The organism is Paenibacillus allorhizoplanae (assembly GCF_927798215.1).
GTDB classification, from domain to species: Bacteria; Bacillota; Bacilli; order Paenibacillales; family NBRC-103111; genus Paenibacillus_E; species Paenibacillus_E allorhizoplanae.
Map to the genome: position 1 here is coordinate 223,616 of NZ_CAKMMW010000003.1, position 18,650 is coordinate 242,265.

Sequence of the window (18,650 nt, forward strand, 5' to 3'; positions counted from 1 at the left end):
ACCGTTTTCGAGACTGAGTTAGTCGGTTTTCCCGACTAACTTCCTCCTGCGAGCGCTTCCGACACTGAGTTAGTCGGTTTCTCCGACTAACTTCCTCCCGCGGGCCACTTTCGAGACTGAGTTAGTCGGTTTTCCCGACTAACTTCCTCCCGCGAACCGCTTCCGAGACTGAGTTAGTCGGTTTTCCCGACTAACTTCCTCCTGCGAGCGCTTCCGACACTGAGTTAGTCGGTTTCTCCGACTAACTTCCAACAAGCAAAAGAGCTAAGCGGGTTTTAATCCGCTTAGCTCTTTTCATTTTCGAAAATCATTTATTTCGCAATCTCATCCGTTGCTTTGATGTTGCGGAGGATGCTCACTTCGACTCGGCGATTCTTGGCACGGCCATCGGTTGTCGCATTCTCAGCAATTGGGCGATACTCGCCGTAGCCAACTGAGGAATAAGACGCTGGCTGAATCTTGGTGTTAACGAGCAGCAATTTCATAAAATTCACAGCACGCTTGGCGCTTAAATCCCAATTCGTTTCAAAATCCGCCCGGTGAATCGGTATATTATCCGTATGTCCAGCCACTTCAACCTGATAGCCTGGGTATTGTCCCAGTAGATTCGACATCGATGTGGCTAGATTCTGGGACTCTTGCTTAATCGTCGCAGATCCCGAATCGAACAGTGCGCGATCGCTTATTGTGATCGTCAATTTTTCATTATCCAACTTGGTTGTCAGCTGTTCACTCATGTTATTCTCTTTAATGAAAGCATCCATACTTTTCTTTAGTTCTTCCAGATCCTTTTCTTCCTTCTGAAGCTTAGCTGCTAGCTGGCTTTCGGGCTTACTCTCTTCATTTGGGGGTGGATTCTGGTTCTTATTATTATTTTTCGTTGAATTTGCAGCATTATCAATGGGAATTAAATTCGACATCGCGAAGGGCGCTTCGCCCCCGGTGAAAGCACTGTTTAATGAACGCATGATCGTGTCATATTTCTTCTGATCCACCTGTGTTGAAGCAAAAAGAATAATAAAAAGGGCCAGTAGTAAAGTTAACAAATCCGCATAGGGAATGAGCCAAGTTTCATCGATATGTTCTTCATGATCCTCGTGCTTCTTTTTTTTACTCACTGTCCGGATGCCCCCCCCTCCATGCTTGCTTCATAGGACTCGCGATCTTTGTTAGCAACAAAAATCATCATCTTCTGCTTCACGGAATTGGCAGACACACCGGATTGGATGGAAAGTAATCCCTCTACGACCATCAGTTTAATTTCCACTTCTTTCTTGGACTTCTGCTTAAGCTTGTTTGCAAATGGGTGGAACACAACATAACCTAAGAAAATACCAAACATGGTAGCAACGAACGCCGCTGAAATCAAGTGTCCTAATTTCTCAATTTCACTCAAGTTACCAAGAGCAGCAATAAGTCCGACAACGGCACCAAGTACCCCTAATGTAGGCGCATATGTACCTGCTTGTGTAAAAATGCTCGCAAATTTCTTATGTCTCGTTTCCATTTCAGCAATATCTTCAAGAAGTACATCGCGCACGAAGTCAGGGTCGTTCCCATCGATTATCAGTCGCATACCACTTTTCATAAAAGGATCCGAAAGCTCTTCAGCCTGCTTCTCCAAAGAAAGTAGTCCCTCCCGACGCGTAATGCTCACCCAGTTAATGAACGTCTCAATCAATTCTTTTTTTGGCATTAATTTCTGTTCAGTAAAAATGATTTTTAATAAAGCCGGGATTTTCTTGATCTCATCCAGCGAGAAGGCTATGAACAATGCTGAAGCTGTTCCACCGAAAATAATTAAAGCAGCCGCAGGATTTAATAATGCCGCTAAACTTGCACCCTTCAGTACCATCCCAAATCCAATAGATACAGCAGCAAGTACGATCCCAATAATTGATGATTTCTCCATCCTTCATGCACCTCTTCAAGTAATCGATTTATGAATTCCAACTTGTTCAAGCAAGCTTTCGACAATAACTGAGTCCTATATTCATAATAAGTTTAATTGTGCATTACCACAATCCTTTTTCGTAAAAATATTAGGTCGAAAGACCCATTTGTTCATCATTTCGAACCAATTAGGTCGAATCCTGACGAAGAACGCTACTCATTAAATTATGTGGAGCTGCATTGAATTCCTTCTTATTTCGCTCTCTCTCAGAATTCAACCGATGTGGTAAAATTGGTATGTCTTGGTATCCATTGTGGGAACGATAGGACATAATAACTTCAGCTTGCCAGTATAGGAGGAATATTTGGAATGGAGAAACGACCTTTTGGCCAGACGGGAGCACAATTCCCACTATTAAGTTTTGGCGCCCAACGTATTGTAGACGAACATAATTGCACGGAGGAACAAGCGATTCAGATAGTGAATCGTGCAATCGATGAGGGAATTACTTACTTCGACACAGCGCCTAGCTATTCGAAAGGGCAATCGGAAGAACGGTTAGGTAAAGCACTAGCCCTGCATAATCGCAGGGACGAGGTATGGATTGCAACCAAGACCAATGACCGAACGCGGGACGGTTCCTTGCGACTTCTCGAAGACAGCTTGAAGCGACTGCAGACGGATCACGTCGAAGAATGGCGTCTACATAACATTATGAAAATGGAAGAGCTCGATCAGTGTTTGGCCAAAGGGGGCGCACTCGAAGCTTTACTTGAAGCGAAGGAACAAGGCATGATTAAGCATATCTCTATCAGTGGTCATACGAATCCTCAGGTCCAACTCGAAGCGATTGACCGCTTTCCATTCGATAGCGCACTTGTGGCACTATCTGCTGCCGATCACCTTGTTTATAGCTTCGCCCATGAGTTCCTCCCCAAGGCCAATGAAAAGGGAATCGCGGTCATTGGCATGAAAGTCATGGCGCTGGGCAAATTGGCGCCGTGGTATGAGAAAGCTTTGCGCTACACGCTATCTTTGCCAATCTCAACGGCCATCGTTGGTATGGAGTCTATGGAACAACTGGAGCAGAATCTTGCGATAGCGAAAAATTTCAAGCCAATGACCGATCTCGAACAGCTTGATTTCCTGAAGGAAATTATGCATTTGGCGAATCCGGATGTGCTGAAGTGGAAATCGACGGATTGGGTTTCCGGCGAGTGGTACGAGCGGTAGCAACAGCGAAAGCCCGATAAGCTCAGGGCCTATCGGGCTTTTTTAACTATCATGTCACCAAAGATTATTCTTTGGAGTCGAAGAAAAAATGCTCCACCTTCCATTGCTCCCCTAACTGGAGAATGCCATACGAGTAGCGTGGCTGTCTTCTTTTATCCGTAGGCGAACCTGGATTGAACATAATCGTTCCTTGAACATTTTGTAGAAATGGGATGTGTGAGTGTCCAAAGATCACCATATTAGGCCGCTCAGCTTCGAATGCCTCACGTGCTCTTTCTTCAGTCGTTTTCCGGAACCCATCTCCATGGATAAGCCCTATGCGGAAGTTACCAAAACTTAGCAGTTTCTTTTTCCCGTATCGCTCCACAATGTCATCACCATCATTATTGCCAGCTACGGACTCACACGGCGCAATCTGCTCGACTAGATCGATGACATGCTCACTCACCCAATCACCTGCATGAATGATCAGATCGACACCCTGAAGCCCGGCTATAAGCGCATCGGGCAGCTTCGAGGCACGGTAGGATAAGTGTGTATCTGCTATAACACCTATTCGCATCACCTTAACTCCTTCCAATATCAACAGTTATTAAGCTTATACTAGTCAGGAATAAGTAGGAATGCAAATAAGTTTATGTGATCAATGAATCAACCAACAAACAGCCGCCCGACTATACGTGGGACGGCTGCTTGCGTATGCGCTGCTAATCCAATTGACGCACTTGCACGCCTTTGTCTCGAATGCGATCTAGTGCTTCCTTGCTCGTGAGTCGATCGGTAATCACATGTTGAATCTCCGACCAACCCGCAACTTGTGTTAAAGCCTGTGTGCCGAATTTACTATGGTCAGCCAGCAGATAGGTTTCGTCTGCAATGCTGATCATTTTACGCTTAATTAACGCTTGCAGCTCATTCGATTCGCTGATGCCGCGCTGTACGTGAACCCCTTTGCATGAAAGGAACAGCTTGTGCGCATGGTACATATCCAAGGATCGCTCCGATAATGGACCTACGTAAGATAAAGACTTCGGAGAAAGCAAGCCGCCGGTGGAAATGACTTGAATTTTCTCCTTGCCACTTACCTCCAAGGCGACTTTCATCGAATTGGTGATGATGGTAATCGCCATGTCGGGAATCATTTTCGCCATATACCAAGCCGTGGTACTCGCATCAAGTATGATACGATCCCCCTCCACAATATGTGAAACAGCTTCCTTCGCAATGCTATTCTTGAAATCCGCATGAGCCGTCTCCCGCTCCATGAATGGAACTTCGGTCTGCGCTTCCTTCACGCTCACCGCACCGCCATGGCTGCGCATGAGCTTGCCTTCGGCTTCTAAGCGATCCAAGTCACGTCGAATTGTTTCTTCCGTGACCTGACATAGCTCACTTAACTCGGTCACACGGATACTTCCTCTTTCATTAACTAATTGAACGATTCTCTGCCATCTTTCTGCTACCAGCATCGTTACCCCTCATTTCACCGTCGATCGGGAGGCCACCTGACAGAACACTGCATACGCCGCCTGCCAACCCGCCTCATCCTGAGGATGATACGTCTTGACTGGGAACGAATTCCGAATCAGCTTCCTGGCTTCGCGCAAATTCGCGATATACCCTAGTGCTATCCATTGTACTACAAGGTTTCCTAAGGCACTACCCTCTACCGGCCCAGCCCACACTTCACGCTGTGTAGCGCTCGCTGTGAACTGACAAAGCAGCTCATTCTGAATGCCGCCACCAACGATATGTAAACCGCGGTACGTCTTGCCTGAAAGCTGCTCTGTACGCTCCAAGATAAAGCGATATTTCAGTGCTAAGCTTTCCATGATGCAGCGCACGATTTCACCATCGGTCTGAGGCACAGTCTGCTGGGTGTCACGACAATATTGCTGAATTTGCTTGGGCATATGAGCAGGGTTAAGGAACATATCATCATCCGGATCGATGAAGAATTGGAATGGCTTCACGGCTTCTGCTTGCTTCACAAGTTCCGCGAAGCTGGTTGTTTTGCCTTCTTTTTCCCATGTCCGCTTGCATTCCTGAATGAGCCATAGTCCCATGATGTTCTTCAATAAGCGATTCGTGCCGTACACGCCGCCTTCATTCGTGAAATTCCACGCTAAGGCTTGTTCCGCGAGCACCGGCTTCTCCGTTTCAGTTCCCAACAACGACCATGTCCCACAGCTTAGGAAAGCGAAGTCATCATCAAGCGCAGGAACGGCAACAACCGCAGATGCGGTATCATGCTCGCCAACGGCGATGACAGGAATGGAAGGAACATCCAGTTCCTCACAAACAGCTGGACGTAGTGATCCAACTTGAGTCCCTGAAGCGACAGGCGGTAAGAAGATTTGAGCCGGCAGGCCTAGCTGATCAATCAATTCGGTGTCCCATGTGAAGCTCGTTGCATTAAACAACTGCGTGGTCGTCGCATTCGTGAATTCACTATGCTTTTCACCCGTCAGGAAGTAGCGTAGCAGGTCTGGAATCATGAGAAACGTCGCCGCGCGGTCAAGTAATTCCGGATTATTTTTCTGAAGTGCATACAATTGGAAAATGGAATTGAATTGCAAAAACTGCAGCCCTGTTAGCGCATACAGTTTTTCGCGTCCGACAATATCCATGACTTCGCTCATGATGCCATCTGTGTGATGATCCCGGTAATGATACGGATTTCCTAATAGCTCGCCATTCGCAGCCAACAGTCCGAAATCTACTGCCCAAGAATCAATCGCTAAGCTCTCGATATTCGTGTAGCCTAGATGTTTGGTTTGTAAAATGCCTTGCTTCAACTCATGAAGCAGCCGCAAAATGTCCCAGTGAAGGTGGTTACCCACCTGCACTGGATCATTGGAGAAGCGGTGAATTTCCTCGATCGTGATCCGGCCCGCTTCAGAATCAAGACGTCCGACGATCGCTCTGCCGCTGCTTGCTCCCAAATCAAAGGCTAGAACTGTCGATGGGGTACTCACCAGCTTGCACCGCCTTTGCCACGCGCGTTAATTTTCTCGTCATAGCCGCTTGCCAAGTAAGCTTTCATCGGGTCAACTGGCACGCCGATTTCTTCACGAACAGCTTTAAGCAACGGTGTAACATCAAATTCAAATGCTTTACGAACCGCATCCTCAGCGCCAAGAACATCTTGATTCTCTTGTGCAGCACGAACTTCTTCAAGGTTAATCAGAAGCGCTTTCGCGTATTGAGTTTGTACGTTAAGTACAGAACGCAGCATCGCTGGGATTTTACGCTCAATGTTATGGCTTTGGTCGATCATATACGCAATATTGTCAGCCGCTTGACGAATTTGTGGATTCTTGTCATTCGCTGCATCAATGATTTGATAGAAGATTAAGAACAATTCATACGGATTCACTGATCCAACGATCAGATCATCATCTCCATATTTACGGGAGTTGAAATGGAATCCACCTAGTTTATTTTCATCCAACAAGTACGTCACGATGTGCTCAATGTTCGTTCCTTGTGGATGATGTCCTGTATCAACAAGCACTTCGGCTTGCGGACCCAATTTGTTCGCCAAATTGAATGCCATACCCCAATCAGCTAGATCTGTGTGATAGAACGCAGGCTCATAGAATTTGTACTCGATCAACATGCGCATGCTAGGTGACATCGCGTTGTACATTTCTTTTAGTGACTCATACATCCATGCTTTACGAGCGCGGATATCCACTTGTCCTGGGTAGTTGGAACCGTCAGCAAACCACAAGCTCAACACGTCAGAACCTACTGTTTTCGCGATGTCTACACACTCAAGGAGGTGATCCGTTGCTTTACGGCGAATCGCAGCGTTTGAGTTCGTTACACTACCGAAGATGTAATCATCTTCTTGGAAAAGGTTCGGGTTCACCGCACCGATGGAAACGCCTAGATCAGAAGCATGCTGCTTCAGCTTTGCGTAGTCATCCACTTTATCCCATGGGATGTGGATCGCAACCGACGGGCAAACACCCGTCAGTTTGTGCACTTGCGCCGCATCTTCGAATTTCTCGAACGGATTACGTGGTACGCCTGTTTGTTTGTAGACTTTGAAACGTGTTCCTGAGTCTCCGTAACCCCATGATGGCGTCTCAACTTTCAATGCTTTCAGCTTCGCTTTGACAGCTGCGATATCAATGCCTCTCAGGGCTTGTTGTTCTTCGAATAATGCGTAGGCTTTGTCGCTCATCGGTTTAATGGCCTCCTAGTAGGTTTATTAGCGCGTGAAGGCAGCAGGTACGCCACCATCAACAGTGATCATGCAACCTGTTGTTTTAGCTGCTTTGGATGATGCGAAGTACACGATAGCTTCTGCAACGTCTTTCGGGAAAATGTTAACAAGCAGTGTCGTTCTTTTACGGTAGTGTTCTTCTAGTTGATCCGGTTCAATTCCGTAAGCTGCGGCACGTTCATTGCGCCAGCCGGAGTTCCAAATCGCGGAACCTTGAAGAATCGCATCTGGTAATACAGAGTTCACGCGGATACCGAATTCGCCGCCTTCCGCTGCAATACAACGCGCCAAGTGGATCTCAGCCGCTTTGGCAGTGGAGTATGCGGATGCATTTTTACCAGCAAATACGGAGTTCTTGGAGCCGACGAATACCATGCTGCCGCCAACTTTTTGTGTTTTCATAATCTTAAACGCTTCTCTAGCTACAAGGAAATACCCAGTGCTAAGTACGTTCATGTTCAAGTTCCACTCTTTAAGCGATGTTTCGTCAAAAGGACTGGAAGTCGCAAGACCTGCGTTGTTCACGATAATATCGATTCCGCCGTAGCTAAGAATAGACTCGCGAAACGCTGCTACTACTTCTTCCTCTTTCGTTACGTCCATGCGAACAGCAATCGCTCTGTTTTCGCCATATTGTTCGTTAAGTTCAGCTGCCAGCTTCTGTGCACCTTCCAGGTTCAAGTCAGCAAGCACAACGTGTGCGCCATCTTTGAGGAATTGACGAGCCGTTACGCTTCCGATTCCGCCAGCGCCGCCAGTGATGAAGGCGATTTGACGGGAGAACTCAGCTTCTGCAGGAGCAAGTGTTAATTTATAAAGTTCAAGAGGCCAGTACTCCACATTGTAGGATTCATTTTCGCTTAGGGATACGAACGTTCCAAGCGCTGTAGCGCCTCTCATAACGGAGATTGCACGGTGGTATAACGCACCGCTAATTTGTGCCATAGCCCAGCTTTTGCCTGTGTTGATCATCCCGATTCCTGGAATAAGGATAACACGCGGAGCTGCTTCATTGATAACGTCGCCTTCATTTTTGTTACGGTCAAAATAAGCTTTGTACTCTTCTTTGTAAGCTTCGATACCGGCATTAAGTGCTTCAGTTAAGGAAGCCGCGTCACCTGTTGTTGGGTTCCAATCGATATATAAAGGCTTCATTTTTGTATGAACGAGGTGATCTGGGCAAGCTGCACCTACTTGGGATAGCGTTGCGGCATCACGACTGTTTACAAATTGAAGCACATCATCTGCACTGTCAATAGTGAGGATCATTTTCTTCTCATTGCTTACTGCACCGCGAACGACTGGCAGAACTTGAGCCAATAGATCGTTGCGAGCTTCTACGCTAAGGGATTCATATTTGGATCCGCCGTATAGGTTCGCTTCGTTCACGCGCGCTTCGATGAAGCTTGCTGCTTCATTAATGATAGCGATTGTTTTCAAGTAGCTCTCTTCAGACGTTTCGCCCCAAGTAACAAGACCATGCTTCTCCATAAGAACAAGCTCAGCTTTTGGATTGTTGCGAACGCCATCTGCGATCATTTTGGAAAGTGTAAAGCCAGGACGTACATAAGGTACCCATACGAAGCGATCGCCATAAATTTCTTTCGCTAGCTCACGTCCGTTGTGTGCGCAGCACAGCGAGATAATCGCATCCGGATGCGTGTGGTCAACGTTTTTGAATGGTAAGAACGCATGTAAAAGCGTCTCAATGGAAGCACGCGGGTGCTTGCTGTCGATCATACAGTTCGCAAGATAAGCAACCATTTCTTCGTCAGACATTTCGTCACGCTCAATCAAAGGACGAATATCTTCCATACGAAGACCTGTGAAATTCTTTGCTTTCATCGTTCCAAGGTCAGAACCGCTGCCTTTAACCCACATCACTTCAACATCGCGACCACGGAAATCTTTCTCGATCGTTTTGTAAGAAGTATTGCCGCCGCCCCAGTTACAAACAGCTCGATCTGTACCTAATAAATTAGAACGATAAACAATTTCCTCTACGCCTTTCGATACTGCATTCGCTTTTGAAGCATCCCATAAATTCGCAACCATGTAAGTACCCTCCTAAGTTTTACATCCCATGTGTATGTGTTTGTTTTTGATGGTTTCATCTTAACACATCTTTGTTTGTTTTTGAATAATTATTTTTATGTTTGTTTCCATGGGAAAGTAAACACAGATTTATCCGTGTATTGTGTTTAAAAGAAGGGATTAACTAGTTATAAAGGGGGATATTCGGATGAAATTGACGGTCAGAGACAAAAATTACTGTGCTAATCTGCGAATGTGTGGGTTTTATTCTGAATTCAATAACGTTACTCATGCTGAGCTAGCTATGGTGTAAGAGGAATAGTTCGATGTTTGTTGAGTAGCTATGGTGTTAGGGGCAAGTTTGATGACCGTATGGTTTTTTCTGTATTTGGCTTTGATTCTGTCTTTTCATTCGGCAACGAGGCTACAGCGGAGCAATAACTGGAAAAACTACAGCTAATTCTGGGGAAATCATTTCTTCTAGGACATTAACTGGATAACCTACAGCTATTTTCAGCTGTAATCGCTGATTCAGGTAAAAACCTCATTATTAACTACATGGTTTCCATTTATTTTAATTTTTCCACCTTAGTAAACACTGAATTTAACTGCATGTTTTCCATTTACTCGGGTTGGTGGAGAGCGGCCTAGTCAGTCAGTCTATATATCATCATCGAAATGCCACTTTTCTCCACCGCTAACTGAATCGCCAGACATGTCATCCTGCATGTCGCTGCCGTAATCACCGGTCTCGTCCTCGGCTACATTTTGCAAATCAAACGCGTTGATCGTTATGATCGGATAGGTATGATGCGCGGCGATTTGAGCAGCCTGCAATTTCATAAACTTCGGCGAGCCTTCTGTCTCTTCATCATATACAAGCAAAATGCCGTCTGAGTTTCGTAAGAGGAACTTGTCCCTCTCCTTGAACTGCCAAGGCCCATCATATTTGGTCTTTGTTACACTGTTCACGTAATTGGCGCGCTGCATAACGCTCGCATAGCAGCCTTTCTTATCATCACTCCACTTCTCTTCCTGCTCTAGAAAAGGAGTAATCACTGCAAGCTTAATTTCTGGATGCGTGCTCTCTCTCAGTTCGAGTACAGCCTCCGCCGCCCATAGCTCCACGCCCCATTGACCACTGACGACAACCCATTCAAGCCCATCATCTAACAAGGCGATGAGTCGTTTTTGAATTGCTTTTTTAATAATCGGAATGCCTGGATGCTTTAATGAGAAAATGCCAAGTTCATTCGCTTTGTACCCAGTAATCAGCACTCGTTTCATATGAACTCACCTCCTTGTTGATCATCCTAACAGGTTAGCATAGTTAGATCGAATTAGGAAGAAGTGCGGATTCCAATCATTATTATGTTATATTATATGACACAATTGTTACTTTTCGCACATTAAAGACAATTTATTGACTGTTTTTATCAAAATAATGATTGAAATTTCAAATTAATTAAGTTATTCTGTTCTCATCACACAAATGAACGTTAACTATTCTAACATTAAAGAAGGGCGGAGAGATAATGAATATTGCACTTGTTGCGCATGATGTTTACAAAAACTTGCTCGTGGACTTTGTCATAGCTTATAAGCATATTTTCCAAAAGCACCAGCTCTATGCTACAGGTACTACAGGAAGAAGAATTAGCGAAGCAGCCAAACTCGATGTCATTCGCTTGCGCTCAGGCCCATTTGGCGGAGATCAGCAGATCGGCGCGATGATTGCGATGGATGATATTGATTTACTTATCTTTTTCCGCGATCCCATCTCTGCATTAGGACATGAACCCGATATTACAGCACTCCTTCGCCTCTGTGATGTTCAACAAATCCCCCTTGCTACTAATCTTGGCACCGCAGAAATGTTGATTAGAGCCATGGAAAACGGATTCCTCTCCTGGCGTGAAGAAATACGCAAATATGATTCTCCACGATTGAATGGTACGGAAAACAAATAATGCCTGGATTCACTATTTTTCACATATGCATGCCATTCGACCAAGCTAGTCCACTATGATTTGCATATCTTAATATCATCTCTTCTTGAAAGGATGATAGAAACATGGCAAAGATTAAACAAGGATCAGGCGGCCCCGTTCAATTCAGACATCGCATGGAGGGCTTGACATCTCTCACTCAAAATCATAGGCATTCCTTCGGTAATTTAAGTGACATCGTGATTCCGGAGGATGGCAGGCACCGTCACACATTCCAAGGCATTACGACAACTGCTGACGGGCATCGTCATTCCTATTCTGGCCGTACTGGCCTCAACATCGGTGTAGGGGTGAATCATTTCCATCGTTTTCAAATCTCAACAAATATTGCAGATGGACATCGCCACATCATTTCTGGAAGAACCACAGGTGTCATTCGTCTTGGCGTCGTGGTTGGACACAAATTGATTATTGAGAGCATCGTCCGTCAAAGGGTAAAATAAATGACAAAAAAGACTACTGAACCCTGTTCAGTAGTCCTTCTATTTATATTCACAGATTTTTAACCAACCATGGATACGCCTGACTCCCATTCACTTCGTGGACACCATCATATAGATGTACGCCCAATCGCTCAGGCGCTCCCGCTAACGCATACTCTTGCTGCAGGTAGGAAACGGCTGCCTCCACGCCATCAACAGGAAAAATCGGATCCTGTCTTCCTGATGCAATGAACAACGGACGCGGAGCAAGCAAACCGATTAGTTCAGGAAGTTCCGCGAAGTCGAGCGCGCCAGGCAGATAGTTATCGATACAATGCCGCACACCCATGATGCTGCGCTTAAATGTATTGGTGAACGCACACAGGACCGAAGCCTGAATGCGTTCATCTAGTACAGCCGTGTAAGCGGCAAGTAAGCCACCACCCGAAAATCCAAAACAACCGATTCGACTCGCGTCTACCTCCTCGCGTGACACGAGGTAATCTAACACACGGATCGCCTCTTGTACACGAACACCAGCTATAGACATCCCATATAGCATAAAATGAGAAGCAAGAGACTGACAGGAAGAGTTCCCCACTTGTCCATCCTTCTTGTCCACTTCCAATCGTCGATCACCGAAGCCAAGGATTTCAGGCACAACAACGACGAAGCCGCGCCTTACCAACTCTAGCGCATAGTTGCCATGAAGATCCCATTCCCCCGTATTCTCAGTCCCATCAGCGTTTAAGCCAACAATCTGCCTACTCCCATAGCCATGACCATGGAGCGCAAGCACGGCAGCACGTTTATGAGTATCGCCTTTGGGCAACAGGACATACATGGGAACGCGAAAGCCCCAAAACGTTCCGATTTCAATTCGTTCTCGGATATGATCCTCAAGCTGGGCACGATCAAGAAGAACAGGACGAAGATCGTCCTGTTCTTCTATGGTCACAGCTAAGGAGTCAGCCAAGCGCTTTTTCATATGTGCTTTTGTATGTTCAGCCCATTCCGTACGACTCTGCTCGCGTTTCAACTCGAAAGCGCGGTAGAGCTGTTCCATACTTGCGTCAGGACTCCACATCTAGCTCAACCTCCGTCACTGGTTAAAATTTCACAAGTTTATCTACAGCCACTGGTTGCCCCGTACGCAATGAAATATTCCCAGCAATACCTGTAAGAATGGACATCGCTCCATCTACATGAGATGCCGCGCGGTTGAATCGATCGTCGGATGGCTTGTCAAAAATATCCTTCAATAGAACTGGATCGCCACCACCGTGACCGCCAACGCCTTCTTCGATTTCAACTTCATACGGTGCTGCAAACATCGGGAATACAGTAATCGTTTTCGCTTTCAACGCACCCTCATCCGCTTTATCGCCACCGGAATTCACGTATGATTTCTCAACAACTTTCATTTCAATACGGCCTTTGCTGCCGTTAATGTTCACATTAAAGCCTTCCCACGGCAAGTACGCATTCAAGGAGTACGTTAGAATCGCTTTGTTTTTGTAGCGAACCATTACACCCATCGTATCTTCAATGGAGATCCCGTCGCCAAAAACGCTTTGATCACGCTGATAACCATCCTCATGCTCCGCATCCAAATAGAGCCCTTTGAGATGTTCATTCTTATCCAATTGAAGTGCAAAAGGATCTTCTTTCGCATACGCATTCCCTGTGGCACGTTGATAGAACTTCGTTTCACCGCGTTTCTCTGCGTTGGCTTTTCCATAGAACATCAGATCTCCCATGGCAAAAACCGTCTCAGGCTGCGTCCCCAACCAGAAGTTAACCAAGTCAAAGTGATGCGTTGACTTATGCACAAGCAACCCGCCGCCATTGCGTTTATCGCGGTGCCATCTGCGGAAGTAGTCAGCTCCATGCTCTGTATTGAGCAACCATTCGAAATGAACGGAGTGAACATCACCAATCGTTCCATCCATAATTAACTCACGAATTTTCGTATTGTGCGGTGCATAACGGTAGTTAAACGTAACACGAAGCTGGCGGCCCGTACGTTTAATCGCATCCAAAATTTCTTGGCATTTCTCTTCATCAACCGTCATCGGTTTCTCTGAAATGACATCACAGCCTAATTCCATTGCTTTGATAATATACGTGTGATGGGTACGATCCACGGTAGTTACGATAATTGCATCCGGCTTCTCATTACGGATCATTTCTTCGAATTGATCGGCTTTATACGTAGGAACGGCATGATACTCATACTTGTTAGCAAGCAAGTCATTCGTAAAGTTCATGCGCGTTTGGTTAATATCACAAATGGCAACAAGCTCGGATGTATCTCTAAAATCCTTCACCATGGAGCCATAGAAGAATTCAGCTCGTCCACCAGTACCTACAATCGCATAACGTGTTTTCATCGGTTAATGCCCCTCTCGATTAAAAAGAATGTCATCTCTTATAGCAAGATTAATACAATATTTGTTGTGTTTCTAATCAAATATTACTTAATCCCTTTATTTCCTTGCATATATTGCTGTAAAATAGAGAGACAGAACCTAACCTAGAGAGGTGTCAATGTTGTTTCATTACGAGATTGAAAGAATTCGCAGAGATCAACCCTACACAATGCTAGTGAATCATTTCCATGATCATTATGAAATTTATTATTTACTTAGCGGTAAACGCAATTATTTCATTCAAGACCGCGTCTATGCGATGCAAGAGGGTGATCTTGTATTTATTAATAAACATACACTCCATAAAACGCTAGATGCTAATGATCGTCCGCACGAGCGCATCTTAATCAATTTCGAAGAACGCTGGCTCGCTATGAAAGATGATGAGACTTATTCCATTGCGCTATCTCCGTTTCGTCCAAAGCATTATATCGTCTCACTTTCCGGTGCAAATCGCACGCTCGTTGAGAATTTACTCTTCAGCTTATTGCGAGAAAAGCAGCAAGAGCAGCTCGGTTGGGAGTTGAATAGCAAAGCCTTACTTACACAGCTGCTGATATTCTGCTCGCGACTCATGGACCAGCCCGGAACGCAAGATGAGCATCCCCAGGCTTATAATCCGAAGATTTTCGAGATCGTCAGCTATATCAATGAACACTTCAATGAACGACTAACACTCACGCTAATCTCCGAAAAGTTCCATATTAGTCCGAGTTATTTCTGCCGCTCATTCAAGGATACGATTGGCTTCTCGTTTGTCGAGTATTTGAACAACCTGCGCATCCGTGAGGCGCAACGCTTATTAAGGGAAACGAAGCTCAAAGTAATCCACATTGCCGAGCAAGCAGGCTTTGACAGCGTCGCTCACTTTGGACGTGTATTCAAGCAAGTTACGTCGCAGACCCCATTGGAATGCCGGAAGATGATGCATCTGGGTCTGTGATCAATTTCCGATAATCGGTCGGCGTCATCTGTTTAAGCCCTTTGAACGTCTTAATAAAGTAACTCGGACTCTCGAAGCCAACTTCACTCGCAACATCTATGATTTTGATCTTGGGATCTTCCAGACACTTCATCGCTTTCTCGACTCTATAGAAGTTGAGATATTCGATGGGTGTCTTTTTGACGATTGCCTTGAAGAAACGGCAGAAATGACCTTCACTCATCCCGATCAACGCTGCGAGCTCTGAAATCAGAATCCGCTGATGATAATGCTCATGCATATATTGAAGCGCAGGCTTAATTCTCTCAATTTTGCTTGCTTGTGTTGTTGCGTTTCGAGGCTGATCAGAGGATAGCTCACCATGTGGCAGTAACTCAGCGAATATCGCGAGCAGATCCGCCTTTATTTGGAGCTCATAACCCAGCGGCCTTCCCTCGAATTGCTTAATAATGTTCATGAGCATCAGGCGTACATGCTGTTCCCACGAATCCGTTGAACGGAAGATGCCTGGTAAAATTAATCGCCGTTCAATCCACGGCTGTATGTATTTACTTTGGATGACATCATAAGCACTGCTGCTGAGTAAATGTGAATCGAAGACGATTGCATGAAAATAGGCCGGAAATTCGCTCGCTGGGTAACAAGCATGTAATTGACCGCTCGGAATGAGCAGCGCTTCACCTTGCTCTAGCTCAGTCAAAAACGAACCAATATAAAAGCGTGCGCTTCCTTCCGTCATATAAACAAATTCAATTTCCTCATGCCAGTGGTAGTTAAAGAAAACGTCATTAACCTTCTCAACTCGGTACACACTTAGCGGGAACATGAGATCGCCGTGCATTCGACCTTCATGTAAAGCATCCATATTCATGGCGTCACACTCTTTATATCAAAATTGTTATATATCTGCATCAGCATTTTGCAAGACAATCATAACATAAAGCGGTTACACTTTTAATCTAAGACTCTTAAGATCATCAATATAGTTATACAATTTGCACACAAGGAGCTGACTGCGTTGAAATTCAGTGATGGTCAATGGATGACCCGTAAGGAATACCAAATTATTAGTCCTGTTGAAGTACATGATGCGTACGCAACTGAAAGTTCTCTTACCCTTTTCGGTCCGCCTAAACCGATAATTGACCGTTCTGGTGAATTAGATACGCCTTTAATTGAAGTCAAATTATCTTCTCCCTTGAAGGATGTTATTCGTGTTCAAATTTATCATCATAAAGGGAAGAAGCAAGCGGGTCCCTACTTTTCACTCAACACAGATGAGGGCCACACCCTGCAGATTGAGGTAAATAAGCTTGAAGCAAGCTTAACCAGCGGCAACCTAAAGGCCAGCATTCGAAGAGATCAACCATGGCATCTGGCATTTGATTATCAGGGTCGCAAGCTTACTTCCAGCGGTTTCAAGGGCATCGGATACGTAATCTCTGATAACGGGGCTGCTTATGTAAGAGATCAGTTAGACTTAGGGGTTGGTGAGAACGTCTATGGCCTCGGCGAGCGGTTTACTTCGCTTGTCAAAAACGGGCAAAGCGTTGATATCTGGAACCGTGATGGAGGAACGAACTCCGAACAATCGTATAAAAATATTCCTTTCTACCTGACCAATAAAGGATATGGCGTATTCGTTAATCACCCCGAGAACGTTTCGTTTGAGGTTGCGTCTGAGAAAGTATCTAAGGTGCAGTTCAGTGTAGAAGGTGAATATCTCGACTATTTCCTGATTGGCGGGACCAATTTGAAGGAAGTACTTGGCAATTATACGACGTTAACAGGAAAACCTGCGCTGCCGCCAGCTTGGACATTCGGACTCTGGCTGACCACTTCGTTCACAACTAATTATGACGAATCCACCGTAACTAGCTTCATTGATGGTATGGCTGAGCGTGAATTACCGCTTCACGTCTTCCATTTCGATTGCTTTTGGATGCGTGAGTTCCACTGGTGCGATTTCGAATGGGATACGCGTATTTTCCCAGAGCCCGAACAAATGCTGCAGCGCCTCAAAAGCAAAGGTTTGAAAATCTGTCTGTGGATCAATCCCTATATCGCGCAGCGTTCCCCGATGTTTGAAGAAGGCATGCAAAGCGGTTATTTACTGCAAAGACCAAACGGGGATGTATGGCAATGGGATATGTGGCAGCCCGGCATGGGCATCGTCGACTTTACGAATCCTGCCGCGTGTGAGTGGTACGCAGCTAAGCTAGGAAAGCTTGTCGATATGGGCGTGGATTCCTTCAAGACTGATTTCGGCGAGCGTATTCCGACAGATGTCGTCTATCATGACGGTTCCGATCCAGTCAAAATGCACAATTACTATACCCAACTGTATAACAAAGTGGTATTCGATGTGTTAGAAGAGAAACTTGGAAAAGGTGAAGCTGCCTTGTTCGCGCGTTCCGCAACAGCTGGCGGACAACAATTCCCAGTTCATTGGGGCGGCGATTGCACCGCGACTTACGAATCCATGGCTGAAAGCCTACGAGGCGGCCTATCACTTGGACTTTCCGGATTCGGATTCTGGAGTCACGATATCGGAGGATTTGAAAGTACATCCAGCGCAGATCTATATAAACGTTGGGCCGCATTTGGACTGCTCTCCAGCCATAGTCGTTTACATGGCAGCCGTTCCTATCGTGTACCGTGGATGTATGATGACGAAGCGGTTGATATATTGCGCTTTTTCACGAAGCTCAAAAGCAGATTAATGCCTTACATGTTCCAAACGGCTGTTGACGCCTCCAGGCTCGGATTACCGCTAATGCGCGCCATGGTGCTGGAATTCGGCGATGATCCAACATGTGATCACTTAGATCGTCAATATATGATTGGGGATTCTCTTCTAGTCGCGCCAATTTTTGATGACTCGGGCGTAGTGTCCTACTACCTGCCTGCTGGAACTTGGACGCATGTATTAACAGGGGAAAAAGCCGAAGGCAATCGATGGTACAAGGTGCACCATGATTATTTGAGCATCCCACTCCTCGTACGACCGAACACGCTGTTAGCGATCGGGACAGTTGATGCGAAGCCAGACTACGATTACTTGGCGAATAGTGAATTCCACCTATTTGAGCTGGAAGATGGACATGAAGCCGTTTCCCGCGTGTATCATCCGACAACGAAAGCTGAGTTTACACTTACTGCAAAGCGCGATGGCCATGCCATCCAGATCCTACCTACGGGCAATTCAGCTCCTTGGAGCCTTGTACTTAGAGGAACAACATCCGTATCTAACGTTGAAAACGGTACCCTTATACCGCATGAGTATGGCCTGAAAGTCAATGTTATCAACGCAAACTCAGCTATCTTCCTAACGATCTGATAGAACGCAAATAGACTTCCTTTCACTTCAATATGAATGTGAGGGGAAGTTTTGCTTTTTCGATCCGTTATGCGGAATTACAAATAAAAAAACCTTCGTGCAAGCT

16 protein-coding genes are annotated in these 18,650 nt (G+C 45.6%); 5 read left to right on the forward strand and 11 right to left on the reverse strand.

All coding sequences use genetic code 11. The features are described 5' to 3' along the window. Positions 1–311 precede the first annotated feature (311 nt). On the reverse strand, positions 312–1,118 hold the full coding sequence (gene motB, locus L6I86_RS07295; RefSeq protein ID WP_236285908.1) for a flagellar motor protein MotB: 807 nt from the start codon (positions 1,116–1,118) through the stop codon (positions 312–314). Beyond that, on the reverse strand, positions 1,115–1,912 hold the full coding sequence (gene motA / locus L6I86_RS07300; RefSeq protein ID WP_236285909.1) for a flagellar motor stator protein MotA: 798 nt from the start codon (positions 1,910–1,912) through the stop codon (positions 1,115–1,117). Before motA ends, motB begins: the two co-directional genes overlap by 4 nt. Positions 1,913–2,263: 351 nt before the next feature. Here motA and L6I86_RS07305 point away from each other — a divergent pair, with 351 nt between their 5' ends. Then, a complete protein-coding gene (locus tag L6I86_RS07305; RefSeq protein WP_236285910.1) occupies positions 2,264–3,127 on the forward strand; it encodes an aldo/keto reductase in 864 nt (287 codons plus the stop codon). A gap of 64 nt (positions 3,128–3,191) precedes the next feature. Here L6I86_RS07305 and L6I86_RS07310 read toward each other — a convergent pair whose 3' ends face one another. The 6 genes from L6I86_RS07310 to L6I86_RS07335 all read right to left on the reverse strand — a co-directional run bounded on the left by L6I86_RS07310 (position 3,192) and on the right by L6I86_RS07335 (position 10,685). Continuing rightward, complete coding sequence (locus tag L6I86_RS07310) at positions 3,192–3,689, reverse strand: metallophosphoesterase family protein (protein ID WP_236285911.1); 498 nt, start codon at positions 3,687–3,689, stop codon at positions 3,192–3,194. Positions 3,690–3,834: 145 nt separating this feature from the next. Then, positions 3,835–4,596, reverse strand: a complete 762-nt coding sequence (locus tag L6I86_RS07315) for a DeoR/GlpR family DNA-binding transcription regulator (RefSeq protein WP_236285912.1) — start codon at positions 4,594–4,596, stop codon at positions 3,835–3,837. A 9-nt stretch (positions 4,597–4,605) separates the two neighbouring features. Beyond that, positions 4,606–6,108, reverse strand: coding sequence for a rhamnulokinase (rhaB, locus tag L6I86_RS07320; RefSeq protein WP_236286338.1), 1,503 nt, complete (start codon positions 6,106–6,108; stop codon positions 4,606–4,608). Further along, positions 6,102–7,322, reverse strand: coding sequence for an L-rhamnose isomerase (gene rhaI / locus L6I86_RS07325; RefSeq protein ID WP_236285913.1), 1,221 nt, complete (start codon positions 7,320–7,322; stop codon positions 6,102–6,104). Before rhaI ends, rhaB begins: the two co-directional genes overlap by 7 nt. 27 nt (positions 7,323–7,349) lie before the next feature. Then, positions 7,350–9,419, reverse strand: a complete 2,070-nt coding sequence (locus L6I86_RS07330) for a bifunctional aldolase/short-chain dehydrogenase (RefSeq protein WP_236285914.1) — start codon at positions 9,417–9,419, stop codon at positions 7,350–7,352. 639 nt (positions 9,420–10,058) lie between these two features. Continuing rightward, positions 10,059–10,685, reverse strand: coding sequence for an SLOG family protein (locus L6I86_RS07335; protein ID WP_236285915.1), 627 nt, complete (start codon positions 10,683–10,685; stop codon positions 10,059–10,061). Between the two features lie 248 nt (positions 10,686–10,933). Here L6I86_RS07335 and L6I86_RS07340 point away from each other — a divergent pair, with 248 nt between their 5' ends. After that, positions 10,934–11,368 carry a methylglyoxal synthase gene (locus L6I86_RS07340; protein WP_056616729.1) on the forward strand — a complete coding sequence of 145 codons (435 nt, stop codon included), beginning with the start codon at positions 10,934–10,936 and terminating at the stop codon, positions 11,366–11,368. A 104-nt stretch (positions 11,369–11,472) separates the two neighbouring features. After that, positions 11,473–11,850, forward strand: a complete 378-nt coding sequence (locus L6I86_RS07345) for a YmaF family protein (protein ID WP_236285916.1) — start codon at positions 11,473–11,475, stop codon at positions 11,848–11,850. 49 nt (positions 11,851–11,899) lie between these two features. Here the strand turns inward: L6I86_RS07345 and L6I86_RS07350 are convergent, their stop codons facing one another. Next, positions 11,900–12,916 carry a dienelactone hydrolase family protein gene (locus L6I86_RS07350; RefSeq protein WP_236285917.1) on the reverse strand — a complete coding sequence of 339 codons (1,017 nt, stop codon included), beginning with the start codon at positions 12,914–12,916 and terminating at the stop codon, positions 11,900–11,902. A gap of 22 nt (positions 12,917–12,938) precedes the next feature. Then, complete coding sequence (locus L6I86_RS07355) at positions 12,939–14,222, reverse strand: Gfo/Idh/MocA family oxidoreductase (protein ID WP_056616737.1); 1,284 nt, start codon at positions 14,220–14,222, stop codon at positions 12,939–12,941. A 157-nt stretch (positions 14,223–14,379) separates the two neighbouring features. On the opposite strand from L6I86_RS07355, the gene L6I86_RS07360 reads away from it, so the two are divergent. Beyond that, positions 14,380–15,204 carry a helix-turn-helix transcriptional regulator gene (locus L6I86_RS07360; RefSeq protein WP_236285918.1) on the forward strand — a complete coding sequence of 275 codons (825 nt, stop codon included), beginning with the start codon at positions 14,380–14,382 and terminating at the stop codon, positions 15,202–15,204. Here L6I86_RS07360 and L6I86_RS07365 read toward each other — a convergent pair. Continuing rightward, on the reverse strand, positions 15,152–16,075 hold the full coding sequence (locus L6I86_RS07365) for a helix-turn-helix domain-containing protein (RefSeq protein WP_236285919.1): 924 nt from the start codon (positions 16,073–16,075) through the stop codon (positions 15,152–15,154). The genes L6I86_RS07360 and L6I86_RS07365 overlap by 53 nt on opposite strands. A 147-nt stretch (positions 16,076–16,222) precedes the next feature. On the opposite strand from L6I86_RS07365, the gene yicI reads away from it, so the two are divergent. Further along, positions 16,223–18,544: an alpha-xylosidase gene (gene yicI, locus L6I86_RS07370; RefSeq protein ID WP_236285920.1), complete on the forward strand. Its 2,322-nt coding sequence runs from the start codon at positions 16,223–16,225 to the stop codon at positions 18,542–18,544. Positions 18,545–18,650: the final 106 nt, after the last annotated feature.

What these genes read in the sequence shown, in the direction of transcription:
- motA (WP_236285909.1), bottom strand. Translation starts at nt 1,912, where the DNA reads ATGGAGAAATCATCAATTATTGGGATCGTACTTGCTGCTGTATCTATT.
- L6I86_RS07305 (WP_236285910.1), top strand. Translation starts at nt 2,264, where the DNA reads ATGGAGAAACGACCTTTTGGCCAGACGGGAGCACAATTCCCACTATTA.
- L6I86_RS07310 (WP_236285911.1), bottom strand. Translation starts at nt 3,689, where the DNA reads ATGCGAATAGGTGTTATAGCAGATACACACTTATCCTACCGTGCCTCG.
- L6I86_RS07315 (WP_236285912.1), bottom strand. Translation starts at nt 4,596, where the DNA reads ATGCTGGTAGCAGAAAGATGGCAGAGAATCGTTCAATTAGTTAATGAA.
- rhaI (WP_236285913.1), bottom strand. Translation starts at nt 7,322, where the DNA reads ATGAGCGACAAAGCCTACGCATTATTCGAAGAACAACAAGCCCTGAGA.
- L6I86_RS07330 (WP_236285914.1), bottom strand. Translation starts at nt 9,419, where the DNA reads ATGGTTGCGAATTTATGGGATGCTTCAAAAGCGAATGCAGTATCGAAA.
- L6I86_RS07335 (WP_236285915.1), bottom strand. Translation starts at nt 10,685, where the DNA reads ATGAAACGAGTGCTGATTACTGGGTACAAAGCGAATGAACTTGGCATT.
- L6I86_RS07340 (WP_056616729.1), top strand. Translation starts at nt 10,934, where the DNA reads ATGAATATTGCACTTGTTGCGCATGATGTTTACAAAAACTTGCTCGTG.
- L6I86_RS07345 (WP_236285916.1), top strand. Translation starts at nt 11,473, where the DNA reads ATGGCAAAGATTAAACAAGGATCAGGCGGCCCCGTTCAATTCAGACAT.
- L6I86_RS07350 (WP_236285917.1), bottom strand. Translation starts at nt 12,916, where the DNA reads ATGTGGAGTCCTGACGCAAGTATGGAACAGCTCTACCGCGCTTTCGAG.
- L6I86_RS07355 (WP_056616737.1), bottom strand. Translation starts at nt 14,222, where the DNA reads ATGAAAACACGTTATGCGATTGTAGGTACTGGTGGACGAGCTGAATTC.
- L6I86_RS07360 (WP_236285918.1), top strand. Translation starts at nt 14,380, where the DNA reads ATGTTGTTTCATTACGAGATTGAAAGAATTCGCAGAGATCAACCCTAC.
- L6I86_RS07365 (WP_236285919.1), bottom strand. Translation starts at nt 16,075, where the DNA reads ATGAATATGGATGCTTTACATGAAGGTCGAATGCACGGCGATCTCATG.